Origin of the sequence: Achromobacter sp. (genome assembly GCF_050285585.1) — a bacterium.
GTDB lineage: Bacteria > Pseudomonadota > Gammaproteobacteria > Burkholderiales > Burkholderiaceae_B > Achromobacter.
The window spans coordinates 137294-155942 of sequence record NZ_JBLZXF010000005.1; the positions used below are offsets into that span (position 1 = coordinate 137294).

Annotated in this window: 12 protein-coding genes; 6 read left to right on the forward strand and 6 right to left on the reverse strand. The window is 66.4% G+C overall.

Annotated elements, in window-relative coordinates; translation table 11 throughout:
• Positions 1–71: 71 nt before the first annotated feature.
• On the reverse strand, positions 72–1229 hold the full coding sequence (gene coxB / locus ACN6PJ_RS09770) for a cytochrome c oxidase subunit II (RefSeq protein ID WP_427995669.1): 1158 nt from the start codon (positions 1227–1229) through the stop codon (positions 72–74).
• 290 nt (positions 1230–1519) lie between these two features.
• On the opposite strand from coxB, the gene ACN6PJ_RS09775 reads away from it, so the two are divergent.
• Positions 1520–2332, forward strand: a complete 813-nt coding sequence (locus ACN6PJ_RS09775; protein WP_427995670.1) for an NUDIX domain-containing protein — start codon at positions 1520–1522, stop codon at positions 2330–2332.
• Here the strand turns inward: ACN6PJ_RS09775 and ACN6PJ_RS09780 are convergent.
• On the reverse strand, positions 2329–5031 hold the full coding sequence (locus ACN6PJ_RS09780) for a cation:proton antiporter (RefSeq protein WP_427995671.1): 2703 nt from the start codon (positions 5029–5031) through the stop codon (positions 2329–2331). The genes ACN6PJ_RS09775 and ACN6PJ_RS09780 overlap by 4 nt on opposite strands.
• A 194-nt stretch (positions 5032–5225) precedes the next feature.
• Between ACN6PJ_RS09780 and cpdA the strand changes: the two genes are divergently transcribed.
• Entirely contained in the window at positions 5226–6065 is an 840-nt protein-coding gene (cpdA, locus tag ACN6PJ_RS09785; RefSeq protein ID WP_427995672.1) for a 3',5'-cyclic-AMP phosphodiesterase, read from the forward strand.
• 563 nt (positions 6066–6628) lie between these two features.
• Here cpdA and rpoH read toward each other — a convergent pair.
• The 3 genes from rpoH to fghA form a co-directional block, all read right to left on the reverse strand.
• Entirely contained in the window at positions 6629–7516 is an 888-nt protein-coding gene (gene rpoH / locus ACN6PJ_RS09790) for an RNA polymerase sigma factor RpoH (RefSeq protein ID WP_427995673.1), read from the reverse strand.
• Positions 7517–7747: 231 nt separating this feature from the next.
• Complete coding sequence (locus ACN6PJ_RS09795) at positions 7748–8437, reverse strand: hypothetical protein (protein WP_427995674.1); 690 nt, start codon at positions 8435–8437, stop codon at positions 7748–7750.
• 60 nt (positions 8438–8497) lie between these two features.
• Positions 8498–9364, reverse strand: a complete 867-nt coding sequence (gene fghA, locus ACN6PJ_RS09800; protein WP_427995675.1) for an S-formylglutathione hydrolase — start codon at positions 9362–9364, stop codon at positions 8498–8500.
• A 233-nt stretch (positions 9365–9597) separates the two neighbouring features.
• On the opposite strand from fghA, the gene ACN6PJ_RS09805 reads away from it, so the two are divergent.
• From ACN6PJ_RS09805 to ACN6PJ_RS09820, 4 genes are all read left to right on the forward strand, one after another.
• Positions 9598–10353 (forward strand): transposase, encoded by a 756-nt coding sequence (locus ACN6PJ_RS09805; RefSeq protein ID WP_427995676.1) that lies wholly within the window; start codon positions 9598–9600, stop codon positions 10351–10353.
• A gap of 371 nt (positions 10354–10724) precedes the next feature.
• On the forward strand, positions 10725–15464 hold the full coding sequence (locus tag ACN6PJ_RS09810) for a glutamate synthase-related protein (protein ID WP_427995677.1): 4740 nt from the start codon (positions 10725–10727) through the stop codon (positions 15462–15464).
• An 8-nt stretch (positions 15465–15472) separates the two neighbouring features.
• Complete coding sequence (locus tag ACN6PJ_RS09815) at positions 15473–16939, forward strand: glutamate synthase subunit beta (RefSeq protein WP_427995678.1); 1467 nt, start codon at positions 15473–15475, stop codon at positions 16937–16939.
• A gap of 186 nt (positions 16940–17125) precedes the next feature.
• Positions 17126–17764, forward strand: a complete 639-nt coding sequence (locus ACN6PJ_RS09820) for an OmpW/AlkL family protein (RefSeq protein WP_427995679.1) — start codon at positions 17126–17128, stop codon at positions 17762–17764.
• On the opposite strand, the gene ACN6PJ_RS09825 is transcribed toward ACN6PJ_RS09820, so the two are convergent.
• Positions 17752–18627, reverse strand: a complete 876-nt coding sequence (locus ACN6PJ_RS09825; RefSeq protein WP_427995680.1) for a LysR substrate-binding domain-containing protein — start codon at positions 18625–18627, stop codon at positions 17752–17754. The two genes, ACN6PJ_RS09820 and ACN6PJ_RS09825, sit on opposite strands and share 13 nt — an antisense overlap.
• Positions 18628–18649: the final 22 nt, after the last annotated feature.

Sequence of the window (18649 nt, forward strand, 5' to 3'; positions counted from 1 at the left end):
TCCACGGGACCGGCAGGGTATCTCTAACTAAACGGAACCGGTTCTATCGGTGTAGGAACGTGGGTGCGCGATCAGCGCGCAGCCGCGACGTCCTTCGGTAGAACCGTCGGGTCCTGCCCCTTGCCTGCATTGCTCCAGGCATGGCGCGTATAGCTGATGACCGCTGCGATCTCGACATCGTTGAGCTGCCCGCCGAATGCCGCCATCGCGGTGCCGGGCTTGCCCTTCAGCACGGTGTTGATCTGTTCCGCCTTCGGGCCCAGAACAACCTTGTCTCCGTCAAGCGCAGGGAAACTGCCCGGGATGCCCTTGCCGTTGGCCTGGTGACAGGCAACGCAATTCGCCGCGAAAACCTTCTCGCCGCGGGCAACCAGTTCGGCTTCCGTCCACTCTTTATTGGGATCGTCGGCGTTCGCCGCCATCTTCTTCTTTTGGTCTTCAACCCACTTATCGTAGTCGGCTTGCGCCAGAACTTCCACGACGATGGGCATGAATGCGTGATCCTTCCCGCAAAGTTCCGCGCACTGGCCGCGGTAAATGCCGGGTTTGTCGGCATTGAACCAGGCATCGCGCAGGAAACCGGGGATGGCGTCCTGTTTCACGCCGAAATCGGGAATCATCCAGGAATGGATGACGTCGGCGGCCGTCAGGACGACGCGGACCTTCTTGTTCACCGGGACGACCAGGTGATTGTCCACTTCCATCAGGTAGAACTCGCCCTTGGGCTCGCGATTCTCGATCTGCGCGCGCGGGGTCGACAGCGTGGAAAGGAACTTGATGCCTGCCGCCGGGCCGTCGAGGTATTCGTAGCCCCACTTCCATTGGTAGCCCGTGACCTTCACGGTGAGGTCGGCGCTGGAGGTGTCTTTCATGGCGACCACGGTCTTGGTGGCCGGCAGCGCCATGGCGATGACGATGATGAACGGGATCACCGTCCATGCGACTTCGACGCCCAGGTGCTCGTGGAAAGTCGCGGCCTTGTGCCCGCGGGATTTGCGGTGCGCCCAGATGGAGTAGAACATCACCCCGAAGACGCCGATGAAGATCACGATACAGATCGTGAGCAGCATCCAATGCAACCACATGATGTCGCGCGAAATCGCCGTGACGCCCTCATGCAGGTTGAGCTGATTGACCTTCGGGCCGCCGGGCATGTCTTGCACCTGAGCACCCGCCACGCTGCCAATCAGCATCGCACAAGCCCCCAGTATCCCTCTCCACTTCTTCATGCTTACCTCGAAACACGGCGCGTAGGTCCGTTCTCTAGTGGCGGAAGTCACCGGAAACGGGCAACGCGCAATTATTAGATGGCAGGGCGAGGCAGGGAGATAGAGCGGCCCCTGTCGTTCCCACTCGAAATCACAAAGAAACTGCCGGATTATAGCGGACGCGCAAACAAACGTAATTTTGTGCTCTTGACTTTGTCGAATCCGCCCTCGGCTTGCGCGCGCCCACTTGACCGTGCGGCCGAAATCGGCTGGCATAAAATCGTCCTGAACTTCACCACGCCGAACCCACGATGCCCCAGCAGTTGTCCGACTTGTACGCCGCCCTCTGCGCGCGCGCCCAAGAGCCCGCCCCCGACGGCGCACGCGCGCTATATATAGCGGGGCGCCGCTGCGGCTGGGCCACGCACGCGGCTTGCGATGCCTTGCGCGGCGCCACGAACATCGACTCGGACGGCGTGGACCTGCGCATCGGCACGGGCATCGAGCCGGGCGCGGACCTGGACCGCGTGCTCGAACAGGCGGCGGAACTGTTGCGCCAAGCCAACTGCCTGCGCGGCTGGCGCGACGAATTGCTGGACGTCATGGACGGCGACGAGCCCCTGGGCGTGATCGAACGCGCGGCGGTCCGCCCCCTGGGCCTGCTCACCAAGGCCGTCCACTTGAACGCCTGGACGCCGGACGGCCGCCTGTGGGTCGCGCGCCGCGCGCTCAGCAAGTCCACCGATCCCGGTATGTGGGACACGTTGGTGGGCGGGCTGGCCGGCAGCCGCGAAGACCTGGAATTGGCGCTGGTGCGCGAATGCGGGGAAGAGGCAGGGCTGGACGAACCCGACTTGGCGCGGCGCTCGCCCCTGCGCACCATCCTGCGCATCCATCGCCGCCTGCCCGAGGGCTACCAGGTCGAAGACGTACTGACCAGCACCTGCGTGCTGGCGGCCGACGCCCGTCCCGCCAACCGGGACGGCGAGGTCATGGAAATCGCCACGGTCGACGCGGCCACGGCCGTGCGCCGGATCGCGGACGGCGAATTCACGCTGGAAGCGGCGCTGGTGATCATCGAGGACATCATGCATCGCCGCGCGGGCGGCGAAATCCCCGCCTAGCGGGGCACCACGCCCGGCTCGCCCAGCACTTCGCCCGTCTGCGCATCCTCGCGCGGCGGACCGGCAACGGGCGTTTCCTGGACGGCAGGGGCGGCCTGCGCCTCGGCGCCCGACGGCGCGCTCACGCCCACCGCCTCCGCGGCTTCCGCCGCCTGGGCCGGGCTGGGCGCCGACGCCGGCGCAGGGGCCGGGGCGGGCGTGGCGTTGGCCTGCGAGAACTGCTTCCACACCTCGATCGCGCGCAGGCGCTGCTTGGCCACCAGCTGGATGCGTTCGCGCAGATGCTCGTCGCGCGCCAGCAAGGCGTGGAAATCCCGCGAAGACAGCATCAACAGCTTGCTGTAGCCCAGCGAGGTGACGTCGGGCGCGATCTGCTGTTCGCCCAGCAGCCCGAGCTCGCCGAAGAACTCCCCGCTGCCCAGCTCGATCATTGTGTTGTCGGGCAGGTGCACGGCCACGGCCCCGGACGCCACGAAACACATTTCTTCGCCGTGCCGGCCCTTGGTGAGCACACGCTGGTCCGGCAGCGACAGCCGCGGCTTGAGCAGCTTGCTGATAGCCCGCAGCGAGTCCGCCGACAGGCCCTCGAACAGGGGCACGCGCTTGATCAGCTCCGCCGCGCTCATTTCGATGTCCAGCGGCGGATGCGTGTCGATATGGGCCCAGCGGCTCTTCAATTGCGCCATCAGGTCCGCGTACACCTCGCCGCTGATCAGGAATTGCTCGAGCATGTCGCGGTAGCGGATGCGTTCCATTTCGCGCGCCACCCGGCCCAGGTAGCTTTCCTGCAGCCACTGCGCGTAGGACGGGTATTGCAGGTTGAGGGCCTGCATGGCGTTCTCGATCAGGTCCAGGCGGCGCTGGTGCAGCGACACGATGCGCTGCGTCGCCTCTTCGCCCAGCAGGGGCGTGATCTGTTCGCGCGCGAAGACGATCAGGCGCTGCGCGACCGAACGCTTGCTCATCAGATTGGCGAAGCGCTGGCCCAGCTCGCGCGCCAGCCAGCCCTGGAATCCGAACAGGTAGTGCAGGCGCAGGGCGAGGCGAAAACCGGTGGAATAGCGCACGTCGGCGACAATGGCGCGCTCGAAGCCCGGGATGCCGCCCAGCCGGATCGCGTCTTCAAGCCGCTCCGCCCGCGCCAGCAGGGCCTCGGCCATGCGCCAGTCCACGATCTGCGCCTTGAGAATGTCGAAGAACATTTCCTCTTCGCGCTGCGCCACGATGGCCAGCCCCACCGCGACGCGCTGGTCGTCGGTCATCTGGCCGACCTGGCCGTCATGCACGCTGGTCAGGCTGGCGTCGAACACGGCGCGGATGCGGTCGCGGACCTCGGTGCCGATGTGCTCGGTCCTGGCGACCTCGTCCGTCTTGCCCTGCAGGTCTTCGAGCGCCACGGCCAGCGCCTGGTTGCGGATCGTGCGCTCCACCGGCGACAACTGGTTCAGGCCCAGCATGCGGATCAGCGGACGCAGGCTGATCCCGTTGACGAACAGCGTGATCAGCACGAAGCCCGTGGTGGCCACGGCGACGAACTGGCGCGCCTCTTCGGGCACGCCAGTCTGCTCCGTGACGGCCAGCGCCAGCGCCAGCGACACGGCGCCGCGCAATCCGCCCCACAGCATCACCACTTTGTACGGATTGCTGACCTTGGTGCCCAGCCGGGTCAGGCCCAGCAGCGGCAACAGGCCGAAGACCACGATGGCGCGGGCCGCCAACGTCGTCACGAACAGCACCGCGACCAGCACCAGTTCCTGCCAGTCGGCCGCCGCCATCAGCTTCGGGATCAGCATGGCCGCGAACAGGAAGATCAGGGAATTGGCCCAGAACCCGAACTGCTCCCAGGCGCTGGACAGGTATTCGAAGGTGGTGGGCGACATGCGCGTGCGGCCGGTGGACCCGACCACCAGGCCGGCGATCACGGTGGCGACGACGCCCGAAACATTCAGGTAGTGCTCGGAAATGAAGAAGGACAGATAGGCCAGCGTCAGCGTCAGCGTGATTTCCGCCGTGGGGAAGCCGCGCAGCCACGCGAACAGGAAGCAGGCCAGGCGCCCCATCGCGAAGCCGGCCACGCCGCCGCCGACGAAGTGCACGATGAAATCGTTGAAGATGCCGCTTGCGGTCAGTTCGCCATGGCCGCCCAGCACGGCCAGCAGCACCGAGTACAGGGCGATGGACGCGGCATCGTTGAACAGGCTTTCGCCTTCGACCAGGGTGGTCAGGCGCTTGGGCGCGCCCACTTCACGGAAAATGCCCACCACCGCCACCGGGTCCGTGGTCGCCACGATGGCGCCCAGCAGCAGGCATACCACCAGGCCGTAGGACGAGATGGCGTCCAGGGTCACGCCAACCACCACGGTGCACACCACCACCGCCACGATGGCCATCATGAGGATGGGGCCGATGTCGTCCATCAGGCGCCGCACGTTCATGGACAGGGCGGTTTCGAACAGCAGCACCGGCAGGAACACCATCAGGAAGGTTTCGGACGAAATCTCGAAGCGTTCCAGGGAGTCCAGGAAGTCCCCAATCCAGCTGGGCGCCCAGCCATGGACGTGCACGATGATGCCGAGCAGGCAGCCGACGATGGCCAGCAGGACCGAGTACGGCAGCTTGAGGCGGCCGGCAAGGGGCGGCATGAAACAGACCAGCGTGAGCAAACCGGCCAGGCCGAATACGAGAAAACCGACATCCATGGGTAGCGCCGCGTCCGATCTTGAAGCTTGTGTAAAGTTTCACAAGAATAGCGGCTTTTTTCCCTAGGTTTCGCCCGGAAACGGTAGAGAATCGTAGAGAATGCACGTTTCGTTACCCCAATACAGGCGCGCGAAACGCGTCGCGCGGCATTTTTGGGTAATGTGGAATCGCACCAACTTTTCAGGAGCGGCACTTGGCCCGCATCCATTCCCTGGGCCGGCGCGACGACGCGCCCGCCATGCTGGTCCAAGTGACCGATAGCCATCTGTTCGGCGCGGCCGGCACCGCGATGCTGGGCGTCGACACCGACGCCAGCCTGCGCGCCGTGCTGCGCCAGGTCGAGGCCGACGGCCGCCACCCCGACCTGCTGCTGGCCACGGGCGACCTGTCGCAGGACGGCGAGGCAGCGGCCTACCGGCGCTTTGCCTCCATTCTGTCGGAGGCGCCGGCGCTGGACCGCGCGTGCGTGCGCTGCCTGCCCGGCAACCATGACCTGCCGGCCGTCATGCGCCAGGAGCTGCCGGAATGGTCGGCGCCGGTGACTGACGTCGGCGCCTGGCGCGTCGTCGCGCTGGACACCACGGTGCCGGGGTCGAACGCGGGCCACCTTCCCGACAGCGAACTGGACATGCTGGAGGCCGCGCTGGCCGAGGCGCCCAGCCGCCACACGCTGGTGGCCATGCACCACAACCCCATGCAGATCGACAGCCACTGGCACGACACGATGATGATCGACAACCCCCAGGCGTTGTTCAAGATGCTGGCGCGCTGGCCTCAGGTGCGCGTGCTGCTGTGGGGGCACGTGCATCATGAATTCGACCGCCGCCGCCACAACCTGCGCATGCTGGCCACGCCATCGACCTGCTTCCAATTCAGCATCCGGGACGGCAAGCACGTGGTGGACAACATGGCGCCCGGCTATCGCTGGATCAAGCTGTACCAGGACGGATCGATGGCCACCGGCGTGCGGCGCGTGCAGGACGCGCTATGGCATCCCGCCCTGGCGCCGGCCGACAAGGCGCGCGCAGCGTAAGGGACCCCACGGAAGAATAGCCGCGCCGCCGCCGAGCCGCCCCAAGGCGGCGCAGCCCCCTCGGGGAGCAGCAAGCACGCAACGCGCGCGCAGCGTAAGGGGACCCACGGAAGAAGAATGGCCGGGCCACCGCCGGGCCGCCCCAAGGCGGCGCAGCCCCCTCGGGGGGCAGCAAGCACGCAACGCGTGCGCAGCGTAAGGGGACCCACGGAAGAAGAATGGCCGCGCCGCCGCCGGGCCGCCCCAAGGCGGCGCAGCCCCCTCGGGGGGCAGCAAGCACGCAACGCGTGCGCAGCGTGGGGGCATAAAAAACGGGGCACCGATATGCATGGTGCCCCGCAAACATCCGTCTCATAGGGGAGGGGAAAGAGGAGAAGCCGAGACGGACGACTAGACGGCCAACCGAAGTTCGCGGTCTACATGAAGTTAGGCGACGCTATCTTCATTAAGTTTCTGGCGCGGTGCAAAAATTTCGGGCGAATTTGTATCAAATTATGCGCAGCGCGCGGCGCGAAAAAAACAAAGGCCGCGAAAGCGGCCCTTTTGGAGGCTCGGCGCGCCGATCAGGCCGCGACGAGGTTGCCCCGCATCTTCTTGAGGGCGGCGGCCTCGATCTGGCGGATGCGCTCGGCCGACACGCCGAATTCCTGCGCGAGTTCGTGCAGCGTGGCGCCGCCGTCATCCTGCAGCCAGCGTGCCTCGACAATGCGGCGCGAACGGGGATCCAGCGCTTCCAGCGCATCGCTCAGGCCGCTGCCCTGCAACTGGTCGCGCGCCGCGCGCTCCAGCACCCGCGTGGGTTCCTGGCGGCCATCGTCGGACAGGTAGGCGATGGGCGCGTAGCTATCGTCGTCGTCATCCTGGTTTTCAAGCGACATGTCGCGGCCGGACAGGCGGACTTCCATTTCGCTGACGTCTTCGCGGCGCACGTTCAGTTCGCGCGCGATGTGGTCGACCTGATCGGGATCCAGCGTCTGGCCGTCGGGGCGCATGCTGCGCAGGTTGAAGAACAGCTTGCGCTGGGCCTTGGTGGTTGCGACCTTCACGAGGCGCCAGTTGCGGATGATGTACTCGTGGATTTCCGCCTTGATCCAATGCACGGCGAACGACACCAGGCGCACGCCGCGCTCGGGGTCGAAGCGCTTGACGGCCTTCATCAGGCCGACATTGCCCTCCTGGATGAGATCAGCGTGGGGCAAGCCATAACCCAGGTACTGCCGGGCCACCGACACCACCAGGCGCAGGTGCGACAGGATCAGCTCGCGCGCGGCGCCCAGGTCTTCCTGGTCGCGCAGGCGGCGGCCCAGTTCGGTTTCACGTTCCGCGGACAGGACCGGCAGGCGGTTCACCGCGGAAATGTATGCGTCGATCGTGCCAAGTGCGCCCGGATTGGCAATGGCCAACGCCAGGGCGTTGCCGGAAGTGGCCAACGAGGTACTGGGTTGTTTCATAGCGGGAGTCTCCGGAAGGCGAAGGGGTAACGACATGGATTCGATGTTAGCACTCTAGTAATGGGAGTGCTAATTCGACTATTGCGGCGCGTCAAAGTTTCCTTGCAAACGTTGCATCCCCTATTATTTTTTGGCGTAGGGCTCATGCCCCCTCGTGACACCCAACCGTTCCCGGGAATGGCCCGCGCCGCCGCCGGGCCGCTCCAAGGCGGCGCAGCGTGGGGCCTCCCCCTACCAGCCCAGGCGCTTCAACCCTTCGGCGGTGGCTTCCCCGTCCGGGCGGATGAAAAGGGCGCCGCGCGGGTCCAGGAAGACCTGATAGCGGGCCCCGTCGAACAGGGGCATATAGGCGCCGCTGCCGAATTGGACATCCACGAAAGGGAACCAGTTCGGGAAATTCTTCTTCAGGGATCCGAGATCCGGCGCGGGCCAGTCGTCCAGGGTGTGGACCGAGCGCGTGGCCGACGCCTCGCGGGACGCGTCGCTGTAGCGGCCGGACAGCCGCTCCAGGCGGTACAGGGGCGGCACGCCCGCCATCAGCGCCGGCACCCGCCAGCGGACGACCCGGGCATCGATCTGCCACTGGTCGCCGTACAGCACGTATTGCCGGGTCCCGGTGCCGGGCGCGCTGGCGGTAAGCTGGAACTGGCCCTCGCCCTGCTGCCGGATTTCAACGCGCGCGACGGGCTCGTCGGCGGTCAGCCGGAAAAACTGCACCAACGACAACGCCAGCAGGCCCGACACGCAGCCCAGCAGAACCAGCATCAGGCCGAACAGCCGGCGCACCGGCCGGAACTGGAACATCTTGCGGCCGCGCTCGTCGCGCGGGCCGCCCCGGCCCAGCAACATGACGATCCCGGGCAACAGGACGACGACGGCGCCCAGCAGTATCCAGACGAAGGGAGCGATTCCGTTGATCAAGTCAGGCGTTCCTTGTTAAGAACACGCCGCGGGCGGCGGCCCGCCAGTATAGAAGCGGCCTCAGCCCCCCGGTTTTCCAAGCCGCTCGACGTGAAACCGGATGTGATCCTCGATGAAGGTCGAGATGAAATAGTAGCCATGGTCGTAGCCCTCATGGCGCCGCAGGGCCAGCGGCTGGCCCGCCTCGGCGCAGGCCGCCTCGAATACCTCGGGATACAACTGCTCTGCCAGGAATTGGTCCGACTCACCCTGGTCGATCAGGATGCCGTCCGGGAAAGGCTGCCGGGCCTGGCGCATCAGCGCGGAGGCGTCGTAGGCGGCCCACTCCCGCTCGTCGGCGCCCAGGTAGGCGCCGAACGCTTTTTTACCCCAGGGGCATAGGCTGGGCGCGGCGATGGGCGCGAACGCCGATACCGAACGGAACTTGCCCGGGTTGCGCAGGGCCAGCACCAGCGCGCCGTGCCCGCCCATGGAATGGCCGAAAATCCCGGCGCGCGACGCGTCGCCCGGCAAGGCATCGCCCGTTACGATCCCGTGCAATTCCGCCGTCACGTAGCTGTACATGCGGTAATGCGTGCGCCAGTCCGGGGCGGTGGCGTCGACGTAGAACCCCGCGCCAGTGCCCAGGTCCCAGCTTTCGTCTTCACCGGGAACATTGGCGCCGCGGGGGCTGGTGTCCGGAGCGACCAGCATGACGCCAAGCTCGGCGGCCAGGCGCTGGGCGCCCGCCTTGATCATGAAGGTTTCCTCGGTGCAGGTCAGCCCCGCCAGGTAGAACAGCACGGGAACCGGCCCCTGTTCGGCTTGCGGCGGAACGTAGACCGAAAACCGCATGGGCAGGCCGATCTCCGTGGACTCGTGGCGGTAGTAACGCTGCCAGCCACCGAAGCAGCGATGCTGCGAAATGAGTTCCAGGGCCACGGCCATAGGTATTCTCCAGTCGTGAGGATCAAAAAAGCGTCGCCGGGTTAGGGTATATCCACGGTACGACGTTCCGTCGCCGAATGTTAACCTGCGCGATATCGGGTACGGACGACGAAAAAAAAAGCGATTCCTTGCCCATATCGTGATCACGGGACTTGACCAGCGCCTACCGTGGCACTATTTATATACCGTGAGAGAAGACCAACCGTTCTTCCGGATACGCAAGTCCTGACACTATGGCCCGTCTGCCCCGTCTGTACGCCCCTGGGCTGCCCCAATTGGTGCAGGCCAACTTCATCCAGCCGCTGGCGGCGCCGTCGCAACCCGCGCCTGCCGACATCCTGAACCAACTGGCCACCTGGCTGGGCGAATCCGCCCAACGCCACCGTGTCTCGGTTCACGGCTGGGTGCTCGCCAACGACCGCATCCTCCTGCTGGCCACGCCGGCAGACGAAGAGGGCCTGCCGCGGCTGATGCAAACGCTGGGCCGCAACCTGGCGGCACGGCTGCGCGGCGGCCGCGTCTTCGCGGGCCGTTACCGTTCCGCCCTGCTGGAGCCAGGCGCCTGGGTGCTGCCCGCGCTGGTCTGGCTCGAAACCTACCCGGTGCGCAGCGGCGCCTCGCAGGATCCCGACTCCTGGCCCTGGTCGTCCGCCGCCAGCCATACCGGCAACACCAGCGCGGCCCCCGCGCAATGGCAATCCGACCACGCCGACTACTGGGCTTGCGGCAACACGCCGTTCGACCGCCAGGCCAACTACCGCAAGCGGCTGCAGGACGGCCTGTCGCGCGAGGAAAGCCAGCGCATCGACCAGGCCGTTTCCGGCCAATGGGCGCTGGGCGGTCCCAGCTTCATCGCCAGCCTGGCCCACACCGCCAGCCGGCGGGTCGCTCCCGGCCAGCGCGGACGTCCTCGCAAGAAGCCGGCCGCTCCGGCCCCGGCCGACGCCGACACCGACCCGACGCCCACCCCCTCCGCCTCGAACACCTGATCCTGGATCCGCCCAGGCGGCGGGTCGCCTCGCTTCCTTTCCTGCAATGCTGCGCGCCGCTGCGGACCGCGGCATTGGCGTGTGCGCAACGCCCGGCCCCGCCAACCACTGGCCGGGACGAGAAAAATAGGGACGCATAAAGTAGAAAATGGGCTTCCAAGCCTTCGGAATGCACCGTCCCGGTGCACACCCCCTTGCGAGCCCGCTGCTGGCGCGGCTCTAGATGCGTCCCCTTAATACTCTCCCATGCGAGATATTAAATTATATTAGGGACAAACCCCTTTTATTTCTATTGCACCCTACTGTCCCAGGGGGTATTGTCCGTCTCCTGCACTGCAACATTACGACGCAGGCCCACTGCGGAGCGCGCCATGCCCCAAAACACCCCGATCGAATCCTGTCCCCCGCCCAAGGCGACCCCCATCGACGCCAGCCGCATCGGCCTGCCACCGGTCCAGGGTCTGTACCACCCCAAGAACGAACATGACGCCTGTGGCGTGGGCTTCGTTGCGCACATCAAGGGCAAGAAAAGCCACGCCATCATCCAGCAGGGCCTGAAGATCCTGGAAAACCTGGACCACCGCGGCGCGGTCGGCGCGGACAAGCTGATGGGCGACGGCGCCGGCATCCTGATCCAGATCCCCGACGCGCTCTATCGCGACGAACTGGGCCAGCAGGGCATCGTCCTGCCGCCGCCCGGCGAATATGGCGTGGCCATGGTGTTCCTGCCGAAGGAAACCGCGTCGCGCCTGGCCTGCGAGCAGGAACTGGAGCGCTCGGTGCGCGCCGAAGGCCAGGTCGTGCTGGGCTGGCGCAATGTGCCGGTGGACGTCGACATGCCCATGTCGCCCGCCGTGCGCGCCTGCGAACCCGTGATCCGCCAGCTGTTCATCGGCCGCGGCGCCGACGTGATGGTGCCGGACGCGCTGGAGCGCAAGCTGTACGTGATCCGCAAGACCGCCAGCCACGCCATCCAGAACATGCACCTTGCTCACGGCAAGGAATATTTCGTGCCCTCGGCCTCCGTGCGCACCGTCGTCTACAAGGGCCTGCTGCTGGCCGACCAGGTCGGCCGCTACTACCGCGACCTGGCCGATCCGCGCACGGTGTCCGCGCTGGCGCTGGTGCACCAGCGCTTCTCGACCAACACCTTCCCGGCCTGGCCGCTCGCCCACCCGTACCGCATGATTGCCCACAACGGCGAAATCAACACGGTCAAGGGCAACTTCAACTGGCTGCGCGCCCGCGAAGGCATGATGCAGTCGGCCGTGCTGGGCGACGACCTGAAGAAGCTGTACCCCATCGTCTATGAAGGCCAGTCGGACACCGCCACGTTCGACAACTGCCTGGAACTGCTGGTGAACTCGGGCTACTCGCTGGCCCACGCCATGATGATGATGATCCCGGAAGCCTGGGAACAGCATACGCAGATGGACGAAAGCCGCCGCGCTTTCTACGAATACCACGCCGCCATGATGGAGCCCTGGGACGGCCCCGCCGCCGTCGCGTTCACCGACGGCCGCCAGATCGGCGCCACGCTGGACCGCAACGGCCTGCGCCCGGCCCGCTATCTGGTCACCGATGACGACATGGTCATCCTGGCCTCCGAAGCCGGCACGCTGTCGATCCCCGAAAACCGCATCATCAAGAAGTGGCGGCTGCAGCCGGGCAAGATGTTCCTGATCGACCTGGAACAGGGCCGCATCATCGACGACGCCGAGATCAAGCTGCAGCTGGCCAACAGCCGGCCCTACCGCCAGTGGATCGAACGCCTGCAGATCAAGCTGGAATCGCTGCCGGCCCCGCGCCAGGCCGCCGTCGCCACGCAGTCGTCCGTCTCGCTGCTGGATCGCCAGCAGGCCTTCGGCTGGACCCAGGAAGACTACAAGTTCATCCTCGAACCCATGGCCGCAAGCGGCGAGGAAGTGATCGGCTCGATGGGCAACGACGCCCCGCTGGCCGTGCTGTCCGACCGCGCCAAGCCCTTCTACAACTACTTCCGCCAGCTGTTCGCGCAAGTCACGAACCCGCCGATCGACCCCATCCGCGAACAGCTCGTGATGTCGCTGGTGTCCTTCATCGGCCCCAAGCCGAACCTGCTGGACATCAATAACGTCAACCCGCCGCTGCGCCTGGAGGTGTCCCAGCCGGTGCTGGACTTCGCCGCCATGGCGCAGATCCGAGACATCGAGCAGGTCACCGGCAAGAAATTCCGCAGCTTCGAACTCGACATCACCTATCCCGCCGCCTGGGGCCCCGAGGGCATCGAGGCCCGCGTGGCCGCGCTGTGCGCGCGCGCCGTGGATGCGGTGCGCAGCGGCTACAACATCCTCATCGTTTCCGACCGCCTGGTCGATAGCGAGCGCGTGGCCATCCCCGCGCTGCTGGCGACGTCCGCCGTCCACCAGCACCTGATCCGCGCCGGCCTGCGCACCAATACCGGCCTCGTCGTGGAAACCGGCTCGGCGCGCGAAGTCCACCACTTCGCGCTCTTGGGCGGCTACGGCGCCGAAGCCATCCACCCCTATCTGGCGCTGGAATCGCTGGGCAAGATGAACGACCCCGAAAAGGCGGTCAAGAACTTCATCAAGGCGATCGGCAAGGGCCTGAACAAGGTCATGTCCAAGATGGGCATTTCCACGTACATGTCCTATACCGGCGCGCAGATCTTCGAAGCCGTGGGCCTGCAAAGCGCCCTGGTGAACAAGTATTTCACCGGCACCTCGTCCAACATCGAAGGCATCGGCATCTTCCAGGTCGCCGAGGAAGCGCTGCGCCAGCACCGCGCCGCCTTCGGCACCGACCCGGTCCTGGCCAACGACCTGGACGCGGGCGGCGAATACGCCTACCGCGTGCGCGGCGAAGAGCACATGTGGACCCCGGATTCCATCGCCAAGCTGCAGCACGCTTCGCGCGCCAACAACTACCGCACGTACAAGGAGTACGCGCAGATCATCAACGACCAGAGCCGCCGCCACATGACCCTGCGCGGCCTGTTCGAGTTCCGCTTCGATCCGTCGCGCGCCATTCCGCTGGACGACGTCGAACCCGCCAAGGAAATCGTCAAGCGCTTCGCCACCGGCGCCATGTCGCTGGGCTCGATCTCCACCGAGGCGCACTCGGTGCTGGCCGTGGCCATGAACCGCATCGGCGGCAAATCCAACACCGGCGAAGGCGGCGAGGACGAACTGCGCTACCGCGCCGAAATGCGCGACGGCAAGAGCACCATCAAGGATGGCGACACGCTGGCCTCCGTGCTGGGCTCGGACCGCATCGAGGCGGACGTACAGCTCAAGAAGGGCGATTCCCTGCGCTCGAAGATCAAGCAGGTGGCCTCGGGCCGTTTCGGCGTGACCGCCGAATACCTATCCTCGGCCGACCAGATCCAGATCAAGATGGCCCAGGGCGCCAAGCCCGGCGAGGGCGGCCAGCTGCCCGGCCACAAGGTGTCGGAGTACATCGCCAAGCTGCGCTACTCGGTGCCCGGCGTGGGCCTGATCTCGCCCCCGCCGCACCACGACATCTACTCGATCGAAGACCTGGCCCAGCTGATCCACGACCTGAAGAACGTGAACGCCAAGGCCTCGGTGTCGGTCAAGCTGGTGTCCGAAGTGGGCGTGGGCACGGTGGCCGCGGGCGTGGCCAAGGCCAAGGCCGACCACGTCGTGATCGCCGGCCATGACGGCGGCACGGGCGCCTCGCCGGTGTCCTCCATCAAGCACGTCGGCACCCCCTGGGAACTGGGCCTGGCCGAAACGCAGCAGACGCTGGTGCTGAACCGCCTGCGCAGCCGCATCCGCGTGCAGGCCGACGGCCAGATGAAGACCGGCCGCGACGTCGTCATCGGCGCGCTGCTGGGCGCCGACGAATTCGGCTTCGCGACCGCGCCGCTGGTCGTCGAAGGCTGCATCATGATGCGCAAGTGCCACCTGAACACCTGCCCGGTGGGCGTGGCCACGCAGGATCCGGCGCTGCGCAAGAAATTCCAGGGCAAGCCCGAGCACGTCGTGAACTTCTTCTTCTTCATCGCCGAGGAAGTGCGCGAAATCATGGCCCAGCTGGGCATCCGCAAGTTCGACGACCTGATCGGCCGCGCCGACCTGCTGGACATGCGTTCGGGCGTGGAGCACTGGAAGGCGCAAGGCCTGGACTTCGCCCGCGTGTTCCACCAGACCCCGTCCGATGCCGACGTGCGCCAGACGGAAGAGCAGGACCACGGCCTGGCCGGCGCGCTCGATCACCAGCTGATCGAACGCAGCAAGCCCGCGCTGGAGCGCGGCGAGAAGGTCTCGTTCATCGTTCCGGTGCGCAACCGCAACCGCACGATCGGCGCCATGCTGTCGGGCGCCGTCGCTTCGCGCTACGGCCATGAGGGCCTGCCGGACGACACCATCCACATCCAGTGCAACGGCACCGCAGGCCAGAGCTTCGGCGCCTTCCTGGCGCACGGCATCACGATGGACCTGGTGGGCGAAGGCAACGACTACGTGGGCAAGGGCCTGTCGGGCGGCCGCATCATCGTGCGCTCGCCCAACGACTTCCGCGGCTTCGGCCCCGACCACATCATCGCCGGCAACACCGTGCTGTACGGCGCGCTGGCGGGCGAAGCCTTCTTCAACGGCGTGGCCGGCGAACGCTTCGCGGTGCGCAACTCGGGCGCCGCCACGGTGGTGGAAGGCACGGGCGACCACGGCTGCGAGTACATGACCGGCGGCACCGTCGTGGTGCTGGGCGCCACCGGGCGCAACTTCGCGGCCGGCATGTCCGGCGGCGTGGCCTATGTGTGGGATCCGGAGCGCACGCTCAAGCACCGCGCCAACCTGTCCATGGTCGAACTGGAGCCCGTCGTCTCGCATGCCGAGCAGGTCGCCCAGAACGGCATGGACACCTGGCACAGCGCGCAGCGCGGCGGCGAACGCGAAACGGACGAAACCATCCTGCGCCGCCTGGTGGAAGACCACTTCCGCTACACCGGCAGCTTCCGCGCACGCGAGATCCTGGGCGACTGGGAAGCCTCGCGCGGCAAATTCGTAAAGATCATGCCGACGGACTACCGCCGCGCATTGGGTGAAATGTGGCGTGCAGCCAACCCGCAACAACTGGCTGCGTGAGGGAAATCATGGGAAAGATCACCGGATTCATGGAATACCAGCGCCTGCAGGAGGCCTCGGAGGCCCCGCAGAAGCGCCTGAAGAACTGGCGCGAGTTCGTGCTGCACCTGAACGACGACCAGGCCAAGCAGCAGGCGGCGCGCTGCATGGATTGCGGCATTCCGTTCTGCAACAACGGCTGCCCCGTCAACAACATCATCCCGGACTGGAATGACCTGGTGTACAAGCAGGACTGGCGCCGGGCGCTGGACGTGCTGCACTCCACCAACAACTTCCCCGAGTTCACCGGCCGCATCTGCCCGGCCCCGTGCGAAGCCGCCTGTACCTTGAACATCAACAGCGACGCGGTGGGCATCAAGTCCATCGAGCACGCGATCATCGACAAGGGCTGGGCCGAAGGCTGGGTCGCGCCGCAGGTGCCGGCGCGCAAGACGGGCAAGAAGGTCGCGGTCGTGGGCTCGGGCCCCGCCGGCCTGGCATGCTCGCAGCAGCTGGCCCGCGCGGGCCATTCGGTGACGCTGTTCGAAAAGAGCGACCGCATCGGCGGCCTGCTGCGCTACGGCATCCCCGATTTCAAGCTGGAAAAGCACCAGATCGACCGCCGCATCTCGCAAATGGAAGCCGAAGGCGTGGAGTTCGCGCCCTCGACCTACATCGGCAATCCCAGCGATCCCGTGGCCGACGGCCTCACGGTGCGCACGCCGGAATCGCTGCTGGCCGAATTCGACGCGGTGGTGATGAGCGGCGGCTCGGAAACCCCGCGCGACCTGCCGGTGCCTGGCCGCGAGCTGTCGGGCGTGTATTTCGCAATGGACTTCCTGCGCCAGCAGAACAAGGCCGTCGCCGGCGACCGCCTCACCCATCAGACGCTGGCCAAGGGCAAGCACGTGGTCGTGATCGGCGGCGGCGATACGGGATCCGACTGCGTGGGCACCAGCAACCGCCATGGCGCGGCCTCGGTCACGCAGTTCGAACTGATGCCCCAGCCGCCCGAGTCCGAGAACAAGTCCATGACGTGGCCCTACTGGCCGCTGAAGTTGCGGACGTCCTCCTCGCACGAGGAAGGCTGCGAGCGCGACTGGTCCGTGACCACCAAGCTGCTCAAGGGCAGCAACGGCAAGGTCGAAAAGCTGGTCGGCGCCCGCGTCGAATGGTTCAAGGACGAAGCCACCGGCCAGATGAAGATGCGCGAGGCCGAAGGCTCGGAATTCGAGATCAAGGCCGACCTGGTGCTGCTGGCCATGGGCTTCGTGTCGCCGGTGCAGACGGTGCTCGACGCCTTCGGCGTGGATCGCGACGCGCGCGGCAACGTGCGCGCCAATACCGACGACTACCGCACCAACGTGGAAAAGGTGTTCACCGCCGGCGACATGCGCCGCGGCCAGTCCCTGGTGGTCTGGGCCATCCGCGAAGGCCGCCAGTGCGCGCGCGCCGTCGACGCCTACCTGATGGGCAGCAGCGAACTGCCGCGCTGATCCCCGGCATGGCCTGCAACGCCGCCGGGCGCTTTTTGCGCCGGCGGCGTTCTCGTTGGCGGGCCGATGTTGTGACATAACCACTTTCTGATCACGGTCTTTTCACGATTTGACACACGTCAATCGGGCTGCCCGGCAGGTCTGCGAACCTGTTGGCTCAACCCACGGAAAGATCGGAGAAAGGAAATGTTTTCGCTGAACGGGCGTATTCGCGCCACCGCCATCGCCGGCCTGATCGCCGCCGCCTCGCTCGCCGCTCCCGCGCACGCACACGAAGCCGGGGACGTGCTGCTCAAGGTCGGCGTCACGCAGGTGCGCCCGGCCTCCAACAATGGCAGCGTGCTCGACGGCAGCGTCAAGCTGGACGTCAACAACAACGTGCGTCCCAGCTTCACGCTGACCTACATGGCGACGCGCAACATCGGCGTCGAACTGCTGGGCGCCTGGCCCTTCCAGCACGACATCCGCGGCAGCGGCCTGGGCAAGATCGGCTCGACCAAGCACCTTCCGCCCACGCTGAGCCTGCAATGGCACATCCTGCCGGATAGCATGATCCAGCCCTACATCGGCGTCGGCATCAACTACACCCACTTCTTCGACACCAAGGCCGAAGGCGCGCTGAGCGGCTCCGATCTGAAGCTGAAGGATTCGTGGGGCGTGGCCGCGCAGCTGGGCGCGGACATCAAGATCAATGACCGCTGGTTCATGAACGCGGACATCCGCTACATCGACATCTCGTCCAAGGTCAAACTGGACGGCCAGCACGTCGGCACCGCGCGGATCAATCCCTGGGTGGCCACGCTGGGCGTCGGCTACCGCTTCTGAGCGGCCTCCAGTTCCTGCCGCAAGGCCTGTAGCGCCGGCGTATCGTCGTCGGCGCGCCAGACCAGCTGGGTCAGGGCCCGGCCATGGGAGCCGGGCAGCGCGCCAATGCGCACGGCATGCGCCGTTCCCAGCACATCGAGCACCGAACGCGGCACGATGGCCACGCCCGACCCCGCGGCGACGCACGCCACGATGGCGTGATACGACGCGAACTCCATCACATTGCCCGGCGTAACCCCCTCCTGGTTCAGCCAGGACTCCAGGATGCGCCGATAAGAGCAGCCCGCCGCGAACGCGATGACGCTGCGGTCGCCCAATTCCCTGGCGCTCTCGATCGGATCCCACGCCATGGGCGAGATCAGCGCAAGCTCCTCCTGGAACGCATCCACCACGGCCAGTCCTTCCGCCGGGAACGGCCGGGCGACGAAGGCGGCTTCGATATCGTAGTTGCGCACCTTGGCCGCCAGCGCCGCCGAGGTGCCGGTCACCAGTTCGATGCGCACCTGCGGCCAGGACGCGTGATACGCCGCCAGAATGGGCGGCAGCCGCGCGGCGGCCGTGCTTTCCATGGTGCCGATGCGCAGCACGCCCCGCGGCGAGCCTTCGCGCACCGCCGCCTGCGCCTCGTCCGACAGGCGCAGCAGCCGGTCCGCGTACGAGAGCAGCACCCGGCCCTGGTCGGACAGCACCAGGCGGCGGTTCTGCCGCCGGAAGAGCGGCGCGTCCAGCGAGGCCTCAAGCTGCTTCAGGCGGGTCGACACGTTGGACTGCACGCGGTTCAGGTGCAGGGCGGCCCGCGCCACGCCGCCCTGGTCGGCCACCGCCTTGAATATCTGCAACGCGTCCAGATCCAAATTTCTCATTTCAAGAACTCAGGTTCTTAAT

Coding starts and splice junctions, on each gene's coding strand:
- ACN6PJ_RS09810 (WP_427995677.1), top strand. CDS start 10,725: ATGCCCCAAAACACCCCGATCGAATCCTGTCCCCCGCCCAAGGCGACC.
- ACN6PJ_RS09825 (WP_427995680.1), bottom strand. CDS start 18,627: ATGAGAAATTTGGATCTGGACGCGTTGCAGATATTCAAGGCGGTGGCC.
- fghA (WP_427995675.1), bottom strand. CDS start 9,364: ATGGCCGTGGCCCTGGAACTCATTTCGCAGCATCGCTGCTTCGGTGGC.
- rpoH (WP_427995673.1), bottom strand. CDS start 7,516: ATGAAACAACCCAGTACCTCGTTGGCCACTTCCGGCAACGCCCTGGCG.
- ACN6PJ_RS09820 (WP_427995679.1), top strand. CDS start 17,126: ATGTTTTCGCTGAACGGGCGTATTCGCGCCACCGCCATCGCCGGCCTG.
- coxB (WP_427995669.1), bottom strand. CDS start 1,229: ATGAAGAAGTGGAGAGGGATACTGGGGGCTTGTGCGATGCTGATTGGC.
- ACN6PJ_RS09780 (WP_427995671.1), bottom strand. CDS start 5,031: ATGGATGTCGGTTTTCTCGTATTCGGCCTGGCCGGTTTGCTCACGCTG.
- ACN6PJ_RS09775 (WP_427995670.1), top strand. CDS start 1,520: ATGCCCCAGCAGTTGTCCGACTTGTACGCCGCCCTCTGCGCGCGCGCC.
- ACN6PJ_RS09805 (WP_427995676.1), top strand. CDS start 9,598: ATGGCCCGTCTGCCCCGTCTGTACGCCCCTGGGCTGCCCCAATTGGTG.
- ACN6PJ_RS09815 (WP_427995678.1), top strand. CDS start 15,473: ATGGGAAAGATCACCGGATTCATGGAATACCAGCGCCTGCAGGAGGCC.